Genomic DNA, 16770 nt, shown 5'->3' on the forward strand with positions numbered 1-16770 from the left:
GTAACTCGCACTTGCTTTGTAATGACTTCGCTTGCAGACCGACGAAATAGGCCACCTTCGGGTGGCTTTTTCGTAGCTGTTACGTTTCGCCCCTTTTCACCTTTCGGTTCGATCCGCCATCACACGCCCAAATACAGGCCCAGTTGCTTGAATTTCTGCACGTTTGCCCCCACCCTTAAGGAAAATCCACTTGGTCAGGATCCATGATGAACGCAAACTATATTGTCGAATTAACCGAGCATAATTTTCAGCAAATTCTCGAGTCATCGTCTCGCACGCCCGTATTGGTGTACTTTTGGGCGAACATGATGCCCGAAAGCGTGGAGCTAAAACCCACCGTCGAACAACTTGCTCACGACAGTCATGGCACCTTTACCCTTGCAACCATCGATTGCGAAGCGCAACAAATGATTGCCGCGCAATTTGGCGTCCGTGCACTGCCAACTCTGGCGCTGTTTAAAGACGGTCAGCCGGTAGACGGTTTAGCTGGCCCACAAAACTACGACACAGTGCGCGAAATGCTTGATAAGCACCTACCTAGTCAAGAAGATCAAGCGTTCGAGCAAGCGCGTCAGCTCATGGCCGAAGGTAACTATACCGATGCCTTGGTCATTTTAAAGCCACTGGAAACCAGTCACGGCGATAAAGGCGAGTATAAGCTGGCGATGGCGGAATGCTTGGTCGAGACCCATCAGTTTGATGCGGCGCAAGCGCTGCTCGACACCGTGCTGATGCAAGATCAAGATGCCACCTACAAAAGCTTGGTGGCAAAAATTGAGCTGCATAACCAAGCGATTGATGCCCCTGAAATCCGCCGCCTTCAGGCCCAACTCGAGGAAAGCCCAGACGACGCCAACGTCGCTTATGAGTTGGCGGTGCAATATAATCAGATTAATCGCAGTGAAGAGGCGCTGGAGTTACTGATGAAGATTCTTCGCCGCGATATGAATCATGGCGAGGGTGAAGCCAAGAAAACCCTGATGGATATTCTTACCGCACTCGGCCAAGGCAATGAAGTCGCGTCGCGTTATCGTCGTCAGCTCTATTCGCTGCTTTACTAAATGCTAGTTTGTCGCGGGCGGTTCAGCCCCTGACGCGCAACAACTTGAGGAGCTGGTGTCTAACTCGCCTAGCTCACTGTCACCGCGCAGTGCTTCGATAATCGGGCACTGCGCGTCACCATCTCCCGGACAGGCCTGCGTTAGAGCGTGCAGGGTGGTTTTCATTGCCGCCAGTTCTGCCATTTTCTCATCAATCTCTACCAATTTTGTCTCGGCGCGCGCTTTGACATCGGCACTGCGTAACGACGGATCGCGCGATAACGCTAACAAATCCGCACTTTCTTCCAAGGTAAAGCCCACTAATCGCGCACGGCGGATCATTTGCAGCTCATTGATATGCTGCTCGCGATAATCGCGATAGCCGTTTTCCGCTCGATGCGGCGGGGTGATCAGCCCTTTCTGCTCGTAAAAGCGAATGGTTTTGCTGGTGAGGCCAGTTTTCTCTGCCACTTGTTGAATCTTCATTTTTCTCGCTTGACCTTCCAGTAGCTATAAGGTTTACAGTTTAGCCTAACTGACGTTGCGACAAACGCCAACATCGAATCATGTCAGGCGATAAGGAGAGGCAATGACCACCACCGACACTCACATCACCGACTACACACTGCCGCTGAGTGGCTTAAGCTGCCAAGGCTGTGTGAAAAAAGCGACAAAAGCGCTTGAGGGTATCGACGGGATTCGCATTGAGAACATTGATACCCAGTCAGTGTCGTTAGAAGCCCTGGGTGAGAGCACTGAGTACCCACTACGCCAAGCAGTCAACGCGATTGAAGCGCTCGGGTATCAGGTCGGTGAGCATTATCACTTGGTCTTAAGCGGGCTAAACTGCGGCCGCTGTGTGGCCAAAGTCGAAGCAGCGCTGGACGAGCAGCCCACGGTGTTTTCTCATTCGGTCAGTAAAACTCATGCAGATATTCACACCAGCTTGAGCTTGGCGTCCATCATCCAAACCATTGAGAACCTTGGCTATCAAGTCGGTTATCAGCATCAATTGGCATTATCGGGGTTAAGCTGCGGTCACTGCGTGGCGAAAGTAGAGCGTGCGTTCGATGAAAACGATGCGGTTTTTGACTACCAAGTCAGCAAAGACGCGGCGACCGTACGCACGACGCTTAGCGCCGAGACGCTGATTGAAACGATCACATCTTTAGGCTTTGAGGCCACACTCATCGACCCCAGCCAAGAAACGCCCTCATCCACCGAGCCGCATCAACCTCAAACTACGACCACTGAGGTTGACCAACAGGCCGAAACGCCGCCACGCACTGAAACCTCATCCAGCCATTCACGTATGCAGTTTGTGTTATCTGGCATGACATGCGCAAGCTGTGTCAAAAGTGTTGAAACTGCCATCAGCAGTGTGGATGGCGTGGCCAATGTGAGTGTGAATCTGGCCGAGCGCAGTGCGATTGTAAAAGGTGATGCCGTACCTGACACCATCGTTGAGGCCGTGGAAAACGCCGGCTATGGCGCTGAGAAAGTCGAGGATGACAATGATCGTCGCGAGCGCCAGCAGCACCAACAAGCCGCGGAATTGAAAAACTTTAAACGCAGCACGATCGCTGGCTTGGGCCTGGGTGGCCCGATTATGGCTTGGGGAATATTGGGTGGCAGTATGACCATTCAATCCAGCCAAGATCAGTGGGCTTGGGGCTCGGTAGCCATCCTTACCCTCTTGCTGCTCGCTACCGGGGGGCGTCATTTCTTCGCCAATGCCTGGCAAGCGCTGAAGCACAAACGGGCTACCATGGATACCTTGGTGGCACTCGGGACAGGCGCAGCATGGCTGTATTCTACCGCGGTGGTGCTCGCCCCTGCCTTGTTCCCCGAGCAGGCGCGTCATGTGTACTTTGAAGCCTCAGCGATGATCATTGGTTTAATCAGCTTAGGCCACGCGATTGAGGCGCGCGCACGTGCCAACACCTCCAAAGCGCTTGACCAGCTGCTTGATTTGCAGCCGCCCACTGCCCTAGTGATTGAAAATGGCCAAGAAACCGAGCGCCCACTAAGTGATGTGGAACAAGGCATGACGCTGCGCGTGAAACCGGGTGCCAAAGTCCCTGTGGATGGTGAAATGGTTGATGGTAGCAGCTATATTGATGAGTCTATGCTCACGGGTGAGCCCGTGCCGGTCAGCAAACAGCAGGGAGACACGCTGCACGCGGGGACAGTCAACCAAAAAGGGAGCCTGACGCTTAAAGCCACTGGTGTGGGTAGCGATACCATGCTGGCGCGTATTATCGATTTGGTGCGCGAAGCACAGAGCAGTAAACCCGAGCTGGCCAAGCTTGCCGATCGCATTTCCGCGGTGTTTGTACCCATCGTGGTCGCTATTGCGTTGGTTACAGCGGCTATCTGGTATGTTGTCGGCCCCGAGCCGTCGGTCAGCTACATGCTAGTCACCGCGACCACGGTGCTAATCATCGCTTGTCCATGTGCGCTTGGCCTCGCCACGCCTTTATCGGTCACCGCGGCGGTCGGTCGCGCTGCCGAAGTCGGGGTATTAATTCGTGATGCGGATGCGCTACAAACTGCGGCCAAGCTCCATACCCTAGTGTTTGATAAAACCGGGACATTGACACGCGGCCAGCCGGAAGTGACCCATGTAAAAGCTATTAACGGCGACCAAGCGCGTTTGATGGCGATCGCCGCCTCGCTGGAGCAACACTCCGAGCATCCGCTGGCGCAGGCCATTGTTAATGATGCCAAGGCACAGGATCTCTCACTGCCAACGTCAAACGACTTTAACAGCGAGTCTGGCAAGGGGATCCAGGCGCAAATTGATGGTACGCGTTACTTCATTGGCAACCAAGCCTGGATGGACGCACAAGGGATCGAGACTGCCTCCTATCAAAGTGACATCGACGCCATGACTCAGCGTGGCGAGACTGCCATCTATCTTGCCAATGCAGACAGTGTGCAAGCGCTGATTGGCGTCAGTGATCCTATTCGCGACGATGCGATTGAGGCGATTGCCAACCTGCAATCGCAAGGGCTCGAAGTGATCATGCTCTCTGGTGACCATCCTGATACCGCCAATGCCATTGGTCGTCAGCTAGGCATCGATCATGTGATTGCTGGGGTGCTACCCGATGGTAAATCGGAACAAATTCAACAGCTGCAACAGCAAGGCAAACGTGTGGCGATGGTCGGTGACGGCATTAATGACGCCCCTGCACTCGCACAAGCCGATGTGGGTGTCGCCATGGGCAGTGGCAGTGATATTGCCATAGAAAGTGCGCAAATCACTCTGATGCACCAGCACCTAGGGGCATTGGCTAACGCGATTGCTTTGTCTCAAGCCGCCGTGCGCAATATGAAGCAGAACCTCTTTGGTGCCTTTATTTATAACACCTTAGGGATCCCAGTCGCGGCCGGCATCCTTTATCCATTCACTGGCATGTTGCTCAGCCCAGTAATCGCAGGAGGCGCGATGGCGCTATCTTCGATTACGGTTGTCACCAACGCCAATCGACTACGTTTTTTCAAAATAAAATCAGACAATAAGTAACAAGGAGCGAGAATGAAGCGTTTACAACTACTTGCTGGAGTCGTGAGCCTGATGAGTGCCTCAGCGATGGCCGCGAGCGGTGTGGTGTATAAATCTCCCAGCTGTGGCTGTTGCGACGATTGGGTTGAGCACATGGCGCAAGCCGGTTTTGAGCTGGAGGTTAAACCGCATGACGATATGGCGTCCATTAAGCAAGAGATGGGCGTACCTGCCGATATGCAATCGTGCCATACCGCACGTATCAACGGCTATGTGATTGAAGGGCATGTACCAGCCAAAGAGGTGAAAAAGCTACTCGCTACCAATACTGGGTTAGAAGGTCTCGCTGTCGCTGGCATGCCGATTGGCTCGCCAGGAATGGAATATGGTGACCGCCACCAGCCCTACACAGTGATGGCGTTTGATGACGCAGGCAACACGCAAGCCTTCCAGCATTACCCAAAGCCATAGGCTCACCGTCAGCATAACGAAAAAACCCCAGCCTCTCGGCTGGGGTTTCTTGTTGGTCGGTGAAGAGGGATTCGAACCCCCGACCCTCTGGTCCCAAACCAGATGCGCTACCAAACTGCGCTATTCACCGTTAATGCTTTTTACGTCTACCAAGTAACCTTAGATCACTCAGTTTTAAAATAATGGTCGGTGAAGAGGGCTTCGATTGGACCGGCTTCCGGCCCCCGACCAAACGCGCTCTCCACTAACTGAATAATGGTCGGTGAAGAGGGATTCGAACCCCCGACCCTCTGGTCCCAAACCAGATGCGCTACCAAACTGCGCTATTCACCGATATCTGACAAGTTTTACGAATGGGCATCGAACTTGTCAAGCAGCTTAGTATGCGTTTAAGTGCATCCTCGCTGCTGAAGTCGCCTATCATACTCAAGCACCGAGAAACCTCAAGCCCTAGCGGCTTATTTTTTCATTCAACCGCTCTAAACGGTGAAAGTCGCATCAGTTGCGCGCAGTTTGTGATCAGATCGTTGTTAACAAATGTTGATAATTTGTTCGCCATTTCTCTTGATCCTGATCAGTATTCAACCCGCTTCCTATTGGCATCCTGACCCTACATTAACGGACGCGAGGGTACAGACTATGGACTTTTGGCTTGATCTACTTTTCGGCAACGCCGTGGGCTTGTCATCCATGATTGTCATCATCTGTACATTTGGCCTGATCAGCTTTTTCGGCGGCTATTTTGTCTACAAAGTGATGACTTCCAAACCTCAATAACCTGTTTTATTGCCTACCTATCTTTAAGCAAACTTGCTTAACCTGGAGTTGCATGGTTGGTCACAGAGTGTGGCTCTAGGTTTCTTTTTTTATTTTCGTTTATACTGTCCCCAAATGACTCCACGACGCACATGGCACTGTAGTGATGAGTGATAAAAATGAATTTGAGCTGTTTCGAGAAATGATGTCAGACGTGGCACCCATCAAGCAGGACACGGTTGAGGAGCAAACAGGCTCGCATCAGCCCACTGAGGCCCAGCTTGCACGCCAACAGGCCGCACAGAAACTGGCAAACAGCGATCCTGAATACCTGTCACTCGAGTACGCCCAGATGGTCAAGCCCGACGAGGTGATGGCCTACAAGCGCGATGGCGTACAGGATGGCGTGTTTCGTAAACTACGACTGGGCAAATATGACGTCAACGCAAGGCTCGACCTGCATAAGATGTCATTGGAAAAAGCCCGAGATGAAATTTTACGTTTTTTAAAACAATGCCAGCGTATGGATGTGCGTACTGTGATCATTGTGCATGGAAAAGGCGAGCGTAGTAACCCACAGGCAATGATGAAAAGCTATGTCTGTCAGTGGCTACAACAAATTTCAGATGTGCTCTGCTACCACTCGGCACTGCGTCATCAAGGCGGTACCGGCGCGTTATATGTGATGATCAAAAAAAGCCAAGAGAAAAAGCTAGAAACCCGCGAGCGCCACTTAAGTCACCGCCCCTAAATGCAAAAAGACTGGCGGGCTGCCAGTCTTTTTATTAACGCGTCTGTTTGTTGCCTCTAGCTGCGCCTCACTATTGCAGCGTCACCACCACACGTACCGCCAGCGCAATCAACACCACGCCTGAAAGCTTATCCACCCACGCGCCGTGGTGACGTAGCTTGTCGACAATGGCAGGGCTGGATAACAAAAAGGCTATCAAGGTGTACCAGAGCCCATCAATCAATAATGGCGTCAGCACAATCACACTACGACTAAATAAGTCCGTGCCCACCGCAACAAACTGGCTAAACAAGGCAATAAAAAATAGTGCCAGCTTTGGGTTGAGCATCGAGATCATCGCCCCATCACGTGCCGCCTCGCCTAAACTGGCGGGTTGTCCCGCTTCTAATTTAGCTGCCACCCCGCCTTTACTGAGCAATGATTTCACTCCTAGCCAAGCGAGATAGCCAGCGCCGGCATAGGCAATGACGGTAAAAAGCAACGGGGATTGTTTAAAGATAACCGCCAACCCTAACATGGTAATTAGCGCGTAGAGGCCAACCCCCAAGGCATGCGCCCATGAAGCCACAATGCCATGTAAGCGACTATTGGCAAGGCTATGCTTTGCCATTACCACCAAGCTCGGCCCGGGCGACATCGCCCCAAGCATGCAAACCAAGGCGAGCGACGCCCAAATGGTAAGAGTCATCTATGTATCCTTCTTATTTATTCGCCAATCGCGGCATAGTGCCCCGCAGTCAAAGACAGCAGATCGTCCGGTGAGAGTTCGATTTCCAGTCCACGCCGCCCGGCACTGACACAAATCGTCTCAAACTGCTGCGCGGAGCTGTCGACAAACGTCGGTAGCCGCTTTTTCTGACCAAGCGGGCTTATCCCTCCGACCAGGTAGCCTGTTGTGCGCTGGGCCACTTGCGGATCGGCCATGGTTGCTTTCTTGCCACCCGCGGCTTTGGCAGCGGCTTTTAGGTTGAGGGTGCCTTTGACGGGGACAACCGCCACCGCTAGCTGCTTGCTGTCACCATTAATACAAAACAATAGTGTTTTGAATACCCGAGCCGGGTCTTGCCCTAACGCTTGGACAGCTTCTTCACCAAAATTAAGGTTATTCGGATCGTGCTGGTACTGGTGAACTTCAAACGCAATGCTTTGTTTTTCTGCTAATTTAATTGCAGGCGTCATCGTTTTTGCCACTTGTTTGTAAACCCGTCACTAATGATTACATAAAAAAAGCGGCACCGCATCGGTACCGCTTTTTGTTCTGACAATCTTACAGCCATTTATTTGTAAACGATCTCGCCTTGTGGCGCATAGTCATTAACATCGATTGGGCTGTTGGCTTCCAGATAGTCTTTCAATACTTCTGCATCAACAAAGCCAGTATTGACGTTACCAGGGTGATTAGTCAGTTTTGGATAGCCGTCGCCGCCTGCAGCGTTAAAGCTTGGCACGGTGAAGCGATAGGTTTTATCCATATCAATGGGCTCACCGCCAATCTTCACGTCATGGACTTTACCGTCTTCAACGACCATCGACAGACCCGCAAATTGCGCGTAAGCACCCGAATCAACTGGCTTGGTTCCAACCACATTGAGGTAATCCATCACTTCTTTACCGCTCATGTCGGTATAGGTGACCATATTGCCAAATGGCTGCACTTTGAGCACGTCTTTATAGGTGATGTCACCGGCAATGATAGAGTCACGCACACCGCCTGAGTTCATGACCGCAAAGTCTGCTTTGGCGCGTTCCATATGAGCGGTGGCTATCAGACGACCTAGGTTAGTCTGCTGGAAGCGCACAATGTTGCGATCGCCCACTAGCTTGCCGTTGCTCTCGGCAATTTTCACGCTCAGCTTTTCTTGCCCTTTGTCTTGGTAAGGCTTCAAGAAATCATACAGCGCTTGGTCTTTTTCAATTTCATCTTGAATAAAGACGCGTTTTTTCTCGCCATCAACCTTAATTTTCTTCTTCAGGTTAACCGGGATCAGGTCATAGCTAACCAGGCTAAGGTCGCCGTTTTGGAATTCAAATTCCGCTTTACCGACATACTTACCCCATTCGTGAGCTTGCATAATCCACGCGCCATTTTGTTGGTCTGGCGTACATGCATCCCCAGGCTCGAAGCTCTTGTTATACATGTTCGGGCCTTCCATACACACAGGCTCTTGTGAGTGGCCGCCGATGATAAGGTCGAGATCACCGTCATCCATGTAACGTGCTAGCGCCACATCGCCTGGGGCATTCACGCCGCTCTTACCGTCGGCGTAGTGACCCATATGGGTCGCGGCGATAATGATGTCGGGCTTCTCGGTTTCTTTCAGCTTGGCGATCACTTTTTTCGCTTCGGCTTTCGGGTCGCGGAAGTCGAGAGAACCAATGTATTCTGGGTTACCGATTTTGGCCGTGTCTTCGGTGGTCAGACCCACAACCGCAATTTTCAACCCATTGCGCTCAAACATCTCGTAAGCCTGATACTTACGCTCACCGGTTTCTTTGTCGTAAATGTTGGCAGAAAGCATCGGGAAGTCAGCCCACTGCATTTGCTGTTCAAGCACGCTAAGCGGGTTATCGAACTCGTGGTTACCAATGGCCATTGCATCGTAACCAATTTGGGTCATCCCTTTGAAATCAGGCTCGGCTTGCAGCAAATCTGACTCTGGGACACCCGTGTTGATGTCGCCGCCCGACAGGAGCAGTACTTGGCTGCCTTCCGCTTTGGCTTCTGCGCGCAGATCATCAATCAAGGTTTTACGTGCTGCCATGCCGTATTCGCCATAGCGGTTGTGCCAGAAACGACCGTGGTGATCGTTGGTATGAAGAATGGTGAGTTTATAAGTAGTATCTGGCGCCCAACCTTGCTCTTGTGTCTCTGAACCAGAGTTGGCACAGCCTGCCAATGAGGCAATTAATGCAGCGCTGACCGCTGCCTTCAAACAAAGACGTTCCTTCATGATCATAGACCTTTTTAGCGATGGATAAACCACCATCGACATCATTGTCGGTGGTTATAAAACGCTATCTAGTCTAAAAGAATTGATGCTATGGTGCTGAGTGATTTCATATTTTTGTTGCTGCGATCACCTTACAACGCTTAGGCAAGGCGACTTTGGTGATCGAGACAAAATTTATAGAGTCTGAACTCTAGACAGATCAAAAACGGCGCAGCCTTTGCTTACCTATCTAGACAAGAAAAGACAGCGCCGTGATGTGTCAACCATGGCGATTAAGCGCGACGCGCTTGCCACCATCGGCGGCTAATCACCGCAATCAATGCCGACGCGGCGAGGAAGAAACAATAGTAAGAGTGGCTAACAATCACCAACGGCGACAAGCCAAAGCTGGCACCGAGGAGCAGGATTTGTGCGCCATAAGGGATCAGGCCTTGTACCACGCAGGAAAAGATATCCAACAAGCTGGCACTGCGTTTGGCCGGCACCGCGTGCTCACTGGCGATGTTTTTCGCCACTTGCCCAGAGACCACAATCGCAACCGTGTTGTTGGCGGTACACAAGTTAGAAAAAGACACTAACAAGGCGATACCAAATTCACTCGCGCGGGAGTGATGCGAGCCACGGTTTTTTTCAAACCGAGCGATCACCCGATTCACCGCCTGGGTCAAAAAGCTCAGCCCACCTTGGCAACGCATCAGCTCGGCGATCCCGCCAATCATCAGCGACAAGACAAAGATTTCTTGCATGCTGGCAAAACCTGCTTTGACCTCTTGGCTGAAGGTCAGCAACGTGAAGTCAGGGGTGCTCATTAACCCCACACACAGCGCCAAGGCAATCCCAGCGGTGAGCACCACAAACACGTTTAATCCCGCCAGCGCCAATACAATGATCGACAAATAGGGTAATACCGCCAGATAGTTAATGCTCCCTGGTGCGTCGACGGGTGCGCTTTGGTTGTTAAACACAAACAGAATAATCGCGGCGATTGCGGCGGGAATGGCTATCCCCACGTTCTCTTTGAACTTGTCACGCATGCTACAGCCTTGTGAGCGCGTCGCGGCGATGGTGGTGTCAGAGATAAAAGAAAGGTTATCACCAAACATCGCCCCGCTTAGCAGTACACCGGCCATCACCGCCGGTGCCTGCCCCGTGGCTGTCGCCATATTCAATGCAAAAGGCGCTAATGCGGCAATGGTGCCCATCGAGGTGCCCATTGCCGTAGAGATAAACGCCGCAATCACAAATAGTCCGGGTAAGATCAAGCTCTCTGGGATCAGGGTCAGTCCCAGATTGACCGTGGCCTCTACCCCACCCGTGGCATCGGCGACCGCGGAAAAAGCACCGGCGAGCAGATAAATTAAGCACATCGCAATAATGTCGCCGTGTCCCATACCGCGAATAAATTGTTCAATGGCGGTGTTCAGGCGCTCACGGCTCAAGCCAATGGCCAGGATCACTGCAGGCAGAATAGCGACGTGCGCAGGAAGCTGATAAAACGCGTAGTCCGCACCTTCTAGAGTAAAATACACCCCCGCTCCGATAAAAAGGGTTAAAAATAAAAGTAGCGGGAGAAGTGCGAGCGCCGAGGGCCGCGGTGCGGTGTTTGCTGATGTTGTCATGGCAGTTTTTGTAATACCTCTTTTAAAACTGTGATCAAGGTTACAGACCTCTAGCCGTCCAGTCAACAAATGGACGTCTAAACATCTAAATATCTTGATTGCTTGTCTAGATTGCTGACTCATTACTCAGCAACAGCTGACCTTCCCTTTTATCCTAGGAACCGCGCCCGTCACTGGCTGACCTATTGTGTTTCAATACAGACAAAAAAAGCTGCCATTTCGGCAGCTTTTTATGGGTATCGATCGACCGCTAATTAGCGGATATCAATCTCTTCAAAGTTTTTAATCACATCATCCAGCGCTTTCATTTGTGCGAGGAAAGGCTCGAGTTTATCTAGCGGCAGCGCTGACGGGCCATCACAACGGGCATTGTCTGGGTCTGGATGCGCTTCGATAAACAAACCGGCAATTTTAGTGCCTAAACCCGCACGGGCTAGATCAACCGTTTGCTGACGGCGGCCACCAGACGCCGCGCCTTGTGGATCACGACATTGCAGCGCGTGGGTGACATCAAAGATGATCGGGCTGCCGTTAGAGGCCTTTTTCATCACATCAAAGCCGAGCATATCCACCACCAAGTTATCGTAACCGTGGCAGCTACCACGCTCACACAAAATCACTTTTTCGTTGCCGCACTCGGCAAATTTGTCGACGATGTTGCCGACTTGGCCAGGGCTCATAAACTGGGGTTTTTTAACGTTGATCACCGCATCGGTTTTGGCCATGGCTTCAACCAAGTCGGTTTGGCGCGCTAAGAAGGCGGGCAATTGGATCACATCTGCCACTTCCGCTACCGGTGCCGCTTGATATTGCTCGTGGATGTCAGTAATCACTTTGACGCCGAAGGTGCTTTTTAGCTCTTCAAAGATTTTGAGCCCCTCTTCCATGCCCGGGCCACGGTAAGAATGCACTGATGAGCGGTTCGCTTTGTCGAATGAAGCTTTGAAAACATAGGGAATGCCAAGCTTGTCGGTCACCTTGACGTAATGCTCACAAATTTGCATGGCCAAATCGCGTGATTCCAGCACGTTCATGCCAGCAAACAAGGTAAACGGGCGATCGTTGGCAACAGGGGTGTCACCAATGTGGACGGTTTTTTGCGTCATACAGGTATCCTTAGTCATGCGTGATCACGCATCAATGTAACGTCGGTTGCTCTTCGTTAAGCGCTTTTACTTGCATTTTTAGCAGCTCTGCTGCCGGATCATCCGGGCATTGCTCAATAAAATACTCGTAATCAGTCGCCGCCACACGATCGCAATCCAGTTGTTGGAAAATATAGCCGCGGTCGCGAATCTCGTAAGGATCATCAGGGCTAAAGGTTAGCGCCAGTTCACTACAACGCAGCGCCATGGCGTATTTTTCTTCCCGTAATAGCGCACTTTTCGCCACAGTAAGCCAACGACCGATAATGGTGGGGTTGTCACTTGGCTGCAAGTGCGACGCTTCAAGCTCGGCAAGTGGGCCTTGGCTTCCTTTGAGCCAGCCACGCAAAATGCGCTCGTTAACCCGTTCGCCGTTAAACGGGTTGATGAAAACGGGGGCGTCCTCTAACTCATCAATACGCAGCACCAGCTGGCTGGGGAACGCCATTGGCTTAACCGGCAGCGACAAGCGCTCGCACAAGTATAAGAAGACAGCGCCCAATGAAGCTGGGATCCCAGTTTTACGCTCTAACACCTTATTAATAAAGACATTATCCGATGAAAAGCACTGCTCGATGTCGCCTTTAAATTGCCACTGGTGATAAAAAAGACGACACAGGCCATCCAGTCGTAATGCCATATCGGGCTCGGCGCCAAGCTGGTGCTCGGCTTCGTCGGCAAGGCGATCCAGCGACGCTTTAATCTGATGCACATCGACTGACGAGTCGATGGCATGGTTCAGGGTCGCCGCCCCCTCTGCCAGTGTGAGCGTGTCTAATTGTTGATCGGTTAATGGCATCATGTTTATCCCATTACGTGAGGAACTTTGAGTAATGCAAGGTTCGCCGCGGCATAGGCCCACCCCAATGCGCCTAGAAAGGCCACAGTGCGGAACAGTTTGCCTCGGCTGTAGTGCAAGGCGACAAAGCCCAAGGCAATGTAAGCTAAGACACAGGTCAGCTTTTCTGTCAGCCACGCGCCGGATTCGGTGAAAGGAATAAACCCGGTCACAAAAATCAGCGCCACACCGGTGCTTAGTAATAGGGTATCGACCACATGCGGGGTGACCTTGACCCATTTTTTATTCATCATCTCACTGCCACGCATCACCCAGACAAATCGGATAACGAATAACGAAAGGCTTAACACCACGGTAAGTAAGTGGGTGTGCTTAAGAGCCATGTAGATCATAACGATTCCTGCTTCCTATCAGTGTCAGTTAAAGTCGCTGTGCCAAGGTGATTCTATCGAGCCCAGCGTAATCTTGTTGGGTTTTGGCATCGGGCCAGCCGGCGTCTTTCCATGCCGCCCGGACCGCTTCGCCTTGGTTATAACCATGCTCGACCATCAACCAGCCCCCATCGACCAGATACGTGGGCGCGGTTTGGCCGATGTGACGAATCGCGGCTAAGCCACTTTCTTCGGCGACCAAAGCACTGGCGGGTTCAAAGCGGACATCGCCTTGCTGAAGGTGTGGATCATCGCCGTCAATATACGGTGGGTTACTCACAATCACCTCAAACCGATTCATATCACTGAGTGCGCTGAACCAGTCGCTTTGAATAAAGTGGGCGTTTGAGAGGTGGTTGTCGTGCGCATTTCGGCTTGCTAAGGCAACCGCTTCAGGCATCAGGTCAATCCCCACAACGGTGACATCAGGCCGCTCGCTGGCAATGGCTAAAGCCACAGCCCCCGTTCCGGTGCCTAAATCCAGCACACGGCAAGGCGTGGCAGGCAACACGGCCAGCGCTTGTTCCACCAGCAGCTCGGTTTCAGGACGCGGGATTAAAGTGGTCGGTGACACATTGAGTCGTAGCGTCCAAAAATCGCGGTAACCCAAAATATACGCCACGGGCTCGCCTTGTAGACGACGAGCAAACAACTGACGAAATTGCGCTAATTGTGCGGCGGTGAGTTTGCGCTCTGGCCAAGTGTAAAGATAACTGCTTGGTTGTCCTAACACATGGCAGAGCAACGCCCTAACGTCGACGCCTGCAGCGCCGCCCGATAAAGCGGTCAGCTCTGTGGTGCTATCGGCCAGTAATGCGCTGATCGTCGCTGTCATTATTGCTGCTCAGACAAGGCGGCAAGTTGGTCGGCTTGGTGCTCTTGAATCACCGGGTCGACCAAGCTATCCAGGTCACCTTGCATGACATCGTCGAGACGATACAAGGTCAGGTTGATTCGGTGATCCGATACCCGCCCTTGCGGATAATTGTAGGTGCGAATACGGTCTGAGCGATCACCCGAGCCTAACAGGTTACGGCGCGTTGACGCTTCTTCTGCGGCGCGCTTTTCTTCTTCCGCTTTAATCAAGCGTGCTGCCAGTACCGACATCGCTTTGGCGCGGTTTTTGTGTTGTGAGCGCTCATCCTGACATTCCACCACAGTGCCAGTCGGCAAGTGGGTAATACGGATGGCAGAATCTGTGGTGTTGACGTGCTGACCACCGGCACCGGATGCACGGAAGGTATCAACTTTCAGATCAGCTGGGTTAATCTCTGGCGCTTCCGCTTCTGGGATTTCTGGCAAAATCGCCACAGTACAGGCCGAGGTATGCACGCGCCCTTGTGATTCTGTTGCGGGCACGCGCTGAACGCGATGGCCGCCAGATTCAAACTTGAGCACACCATACGCACCTTCTCCGGCAACACGGGCAATCACTTCTTTAAAGCCGCCGTGCTCCCCTTCACTGGCACTGATGATTTCTAACTTCCAGCCGCGCTGCTCAGCATAACGGCTATACATGCGGAATAAATCCCCGGCAAAAATCCCGGCTTCATCCCCACCGGCACCGGCGCGAATTTCTAGGAAGCAATTGCGATCATCGTTCGGATCTTTCGGCAATAGCAAAATCTGGAGCTGATCGGTCAGTGACTCAATGGTTTGTTCAGCCTGCGCGACTTCCTCTTGCGCCATTTCACGCATCTCTGCGTCATCTTCGTTGGCCATCTCTTGGGCAGCCGCCAAGTCTTCTTGCGCTTGCTTGAACTCAGTAAAGCACTTGATCACCTCTTCCAGCTGCGAATACTCTTTCGACAACGCGCGGAATTTGTTCTGATCATTAATGATATCTGGGGTGCCGAGCAGGTGCTGAACTTCTTCGTAACGCTCAGATAGCGACTCTAGCTTGGCTAATATTGATGCTTTCATATATCTCTTCGTTAGTTGTCACTGTCCAGCCCCAAACAAACACGCATCACCGCCAGTTTATCCGGCTCACCATTTTGTGCAGCTTGCTGCATCGCCTGCGTGGGGGGGTGGATCAGTTTATTGGTCAGGCGGTTACTCAGCTGGCGTAATACGCTTTCTGCGTCAGCACCATTGGCTAGAGCCTGAATACTTTGCTCCAATTCCGCCTGTTTAATGTGTTCAGACTGTGTGCGGTACTGCTTGATACTGTCTACCGCTTCGCGTGAGCGCAGCCAGCGCATAAAATCAGCACTTTCTTCGGTCACAATCGCTTCGGCTTGAATCGCCGCTAACTTTCGCTGCTCGCGGTTGTGCTCCACAATCGACTGTAAGTCATCCACGCTGTATAGGTACGCATCCGCGAGACTGCCCACGTTTTCATCAATGTCACGCGGGACAGCAATATCAATCAGCAACATGGGTTGATGACGCCGCTGTTTCAAGGCTTTTTCGACCATCGCCTTTTCAATCAATGGCATGGGCGCGGCGGTCGAGCTAATCACGATGTCGGCCTGGCAGAGTTGCTCTGGAAGCGCCTCAAGCCCCGACACCTTGGCGTCAAATTGTTCGGCAAGTGCCTGCGCGCGTGATTGTGTGCGGTTAGCAAATATAATTTGACTGCATTGATGCTCTTTTAAATGCCTGGCCACCAGCTCAATGGTCTCGCCGGCACCCACTAGCAAGGTTGTCACGTCCGATAACGACTCAAAAATTTGGCGCGCCAATGTGCAAGCGGCAAAAGCCACTGATACCGCATTGCCGCCAATCTCGGTCTCGGTGCGGATCCGCTTCGCCACCGCAAAGGTTTTATGAAACAATTTCTCCAATGAGCCAGAAATCATTCCCGCTTTCCCGGCACTGGCGTACGCTTGCTTGACCTGCCCCAATATTTGCGGCTCGCCTAACACCAAGGAGTCTAACCCGCACGCGACCCGCATCAGGTGCTTCACCGCAGATTGCTCTTCATGGTAATAAATGCTGGCCATCAGGCTATCGCTACTGAGCTGATGAAAACGCGTTAGCCATTCCACCAATACCCCAACACCCGGCTGATTTAGCTCCGCATAAATCTCAGTGCGGTTGCAGGTTGAAACGATCACGCAACTGCGCACCTGTGGATGCTCGGAAAGCTGCCCTAACGCCTGCTCAAGTTGTTGCGGCGAAAAGGCGACCTTTTCCCGCAGCTCGACGGGGGCCGTTTTGTGATTAATTCCGAGAACTAACAGGCTCATGAAGCGTTGTTACCGACAGCACCAGTAAGGATTGGAGCGGAGGATTTTACTTGATGCCCCCCGCGAATTAAAGCGAACATTGTATCGCAGCATTCTCGTGGC

Annotated in this window: 16 protein-coding genes and 2 tRNA genes; 5 read left to right on the forward strand and 13 right to left on the reverse strand. The window is 52.1% G+C overall.

Annotated features, from left to right (window positions below; translation table 11 throughout):
* The first annotated feature begins 206 nt into the window (after positions 1-206).
* Positions 207-1061, forward strand: a complete 855-nt coding sequence (locus BGL48_RS01900; RefSeq protein ID WP_069361174.1) for a thioredoxin family protein — start codon at positions 207-209, stop codon at positions 1059-1061.
* A 3-nt stretch (positions 1062-1064) separates the two neighbouring features.
* Here the strand turns inward: BGL48_RS01900 and cueR are convergent, their stop codons facing one another.
* Positions 1065-1526: a Cu(I)-responsive transcriptional regulator gene (gene cueR / locus BGL48_RS01905; protein ID WP_069361075.1), complete on the reverse strand. Its 462-nt coding sequence runs from the start codon at positions 1524-1526 to the stop codon at positions 1065-1067.
* A gap of 103 nt (positions 1527-1629) precedes the next feature.
* Here cueR and BGL48_RS01910 point away from each other — a divergent pair, with 103 nt between their 5' ends.
* Positions 1630-4572 (forward strand): cation transporter, encoded by a 2943-nt coding sequence (locus BGL48_RS01910; protein ID WP_083238380.1) that lies wholly within the window; start codon positions 1630-1632, stop codon positions 4570-4572.
* A 12-nt stretch (positions 4573-4584) separates the two neighbouring features.
* On the forward strand, positions 4585-5022 hold the full coding sequence (locus tag BGL48_RS01915) for a DUF411 domain-containing protein (protein ID WP_069361076.1): 438 nt from the start codon (positions 4585-4587) through the stop codon (positions 5020-5022).
* A 53-nt stretch (positions 5023-5075) separates the two neighbouring features.
* Here the strand turns inward: BGL48_RS01915 and BGL48_RS01920 are convergent.
* Positions 5076-5152, reverse strand: a tRNA-Pro gene (locus BGL48_RS01920).
* Positions 5153-5278: 126 nt separating this feature from the next.
* A tRNA-Pro gene (locus BGL48_RS01925) sits at positions 5279-5355 on the reverse strand.
* Positions 5356-5661: 306 nt separating this feature from the next.
* Here BGL48_RS01925 and BGL48_RS01930 point away from each other — a divergent pair.
* Positions 5662-5799 carry a DUF3149 domain-containing protein gene (locus BGL48_RS01930; RefSeq protein WP_046073685.1) on the forward strand — a complete coding sequence of 46 codons (138 nt, stop codon included), beginning with the start codon at positions 5662-5664 and terminating at the stop codon, positions 5797-5799.
* Positions 5800-5944: 145 nt separating this feature from the next.
* Positions 5945-6529, forward strand: coding sequence for a DNA endonuclease SmrA (smrA, locus tag BGL48_RS01935; protein WP_083238382.1), 585 nt, complete (start codon positions 5945-5947; stop codon positions 6527-6529).
* A 70-nt stretch (positions 6530-6599) separates the two neighbouring features.
* Here smrA and BGL48_RS01940 read toward each other — a convergent pair whose 3' ends face one another.
* The 10 genes from BGL48_RS01940 to hemA form a co-directional block, all read right to left on the reverse strand.
* A complete protein-coding gene (locus BGL48_RS01940) occupies positions 6600-7217 on the reverse strand; it encodes a LysE family translocator (protein WP_046073686.1) in 618 nt (205 codons plus the stop codon).
* Positions 7218-7234: 17 nt separating this feature from the next.
* Positions 7235-7708: a Cys-tRNA(Pro) deacylase gene (ybaK, locus tag BGL48_RS01945; RefSeq protein WP_069361077.1), complete on the reverse strand. Its 474-nt coding sequence runs from the start codon at positions 7706-7708 to the stop codon at positions 7235-7237.
* A 98-nt stretch (positions 7709-7806) separates the two neighbouring features.
* The gene (gene ushA / locus BGL48_RS01950) at positions 7807-9480 is read right to left on the reverse strand and encodes a bifunctional UDP-sugar hydrolase/5'-nucleotidase UshA (RefSeq protein ID WP_069361177.1); all 1674 of its coding nucleotides are present in this window, start codon (positions 9478-9480) and stop codon (positions 7807-7809) included.
* Between the two features lie 272 nt (positions 9481-9752).
* On the reverse strand, positions 9753-11099 hold the full coding sequence (locus tag BGL48_RS01955; RefSeq protein ID WP_069361078.1) for a Na+/H+ antiporter NhaC family protein: 1347 nt from the start codon (positions 11097-11099) through the stop codon (positions 9753-9755).
* 254 nt (positions 11100-11353) lie between these two features.
* Positions 11354-12205 (reverse strand): 3-deoxy-8-phosphooctulonate synthase, encoded by an 852-nt coding sequence (kdsA, locus tag BGL48_RS01960; protein ID WP_069361079.1) that lies wholly within the window; start codon positions 12203-12205, stop codon positions 11354-11356.
* 31 nt (positions 12206-12236) lie between these two features.
* The gene (locus BGL48_RS01965) at positions 12237-13046 is read right to left on the reverse strand and encodes a SirB1 family protein (protein ID WP_069361080.1); all 810 of its coding nucleotides are present in this window, start codon (positions 13044-13046) and stop codon (positions 12237-12239) included.
* 2 nt (positions 13047-13048) lie between these two features.
* Entirely contained in the window at positions 13049-13432 is a 384-nt protein-coding gene (locus tag BGL48_RS01970; RefSeq protein WP_069361178.1) for a SirB2 family protein, read from the reverse strand.
* A gap of 31 nt (positions 13433-13463) precedes the next feature.
* Positions 13464-14309 carry a peptide chain release factor N(5)-glutamine methyltransferase gene (gene prmC / locus BGL48_RS01975; protein WP_069361081.1) on the reverse strand — a complete coding sequence of 282 codons (846 nt, stop codon included), beginning with the start codon at positions 14307-14309 and terminating at the stop codon, positions 13464-13466.
* Complete coding sequence (gene prfA / locus BGL48_RS01980) at positions 14309-15397, reverse strand: peptide chain release factor 1 (RefSeq protein ID WP_069361082.1); 1089 nt, start codon at positions 15395-15397, stop codon at positions 14309-14311. The genes prmC and prfA overlap by 1 nt, the downstream gene beginning before the upstream one ends.
* Positions 15398-15408: 11 nt before the next feature.
* The gene (gene hemA, locus BGL48_RS01985) at positions 15409-16668 is read right to left on the reverse strand and encodes a glutamyl-tRNA reductase (RefSeq protein ID WP_069361083.1); all 1260 of its coding nucleotides are present in this window, start codon (positions 16666-16668) and stop codon (positions 15409-15411) included.
* Positions 16669-16770 lie beyond the last annotated feature (102 nt).

Source organism: Salinivibrio sp. SS3 (assembly GCF_001722105.1).
GTDB lineage: Bacteria > Pseudomonadota > Gammaproteobacteria > Enterobacterales > Vibrionaceae > Salinivibrio > Salinivibrio kushneri.